Origin of the sequence: Burkholderia sp. MSMB1072 (assembly GCF_001524725.1) — a bacterium.
In the GTDB taxonomy this organism is placed as follows: Bacteria; Pseudomonadota; Gammaproteobacteria; order Burkholderiales; family Burkholderiaceae; genus Burkholderia.
Window position 1 is genome coordinate 1 of sequence record NZ_LOYC01000073.1, and the last position, 920, is coordinate 920.

Below are 920 nucleotides of genomic sequence, written 5' to 3' on the forward strand. Positions count from 1 at the left end.
TCGTACGTGACGTACAACAGCGACGGTTCGACCACGATCAACAACAACGTCGGCTCGGCGATCGACAACATCAACGCGCATGGCATCAAGTACTTCCATGCGAATTCGACCGCACCCGACAGCCAGGCGGTGGGCGTCGACAGCGTCGCGATCGGCCCGAACGCGATCTCGAAGGTGGACGGCAGCATTGCGCTCGGCTCGGGTTCGGTGGCCGACCGCGCGACGGTGCCGTCGTCGGGCATCCTCCGCAACGGCACTGCGTCGATCCCGTTCGACACGACCGACCAGACGCTGCTCGGCGCGGTATCGGTCGGCGATGCGACGAACAAGACGTACCGCCAGATCACCAACGTCGCGGACGGCACCGGCCAGCAGGACGCGGTGACGGTGCGGCAACTGACCGGCGCGTTGCAGTCGTTCGCGGTCACCGGCCAGAAGTACTTCCACGCGAACTCGACGGCGGCGGATTCGCTCGCGGTCGGCGCGGAATCGGTCGCGGTGGGGCCGACGACGGTCGTCAACGGCGACAACGGCGTGGGCATCGGCAACGGCGCGATCGTCGACCAGACGGCGCCGGGCGGGGTCGCCATCGGCCAGGCGGCGAGTTCCGCGCAGGCCGACGCGATCGCGCTGGGCAGCGGCGCGACGGCGACGGGCGCGCAGTCGGTCGCGCAGGGTGCGAATGCGGTGGCGGTCAGCGTGGGCAGCGTCGCGCTCGGCTCGGGTGCGCGTAGCTCGGCGACCGATGCGCTTGCGCTCGGCGCCGGCGCATCGGCGACGTTCGCGAACAGCGTGGCGCTGGGCGCCGGTTCGCTGACCACGGTCGGCGCGCTGACGAACTACGTCGCGTACGGGCTGAGCAGCCCGCAGTCGTCGGCCGGCGAGGTGAACGTCGGCAATCGCCAGATCACGGGGCTCGC

1 pseudogene is annotated in these 920 nt (G+C 70.3%); it reads left to right on the top strand.

Features of this window, described 5'->3' with window-relative positions:
* A pseudogene (locus WS89_RS31475) lies at positions 1-920 on the top strand (adhesin); the annotation flags it as partial.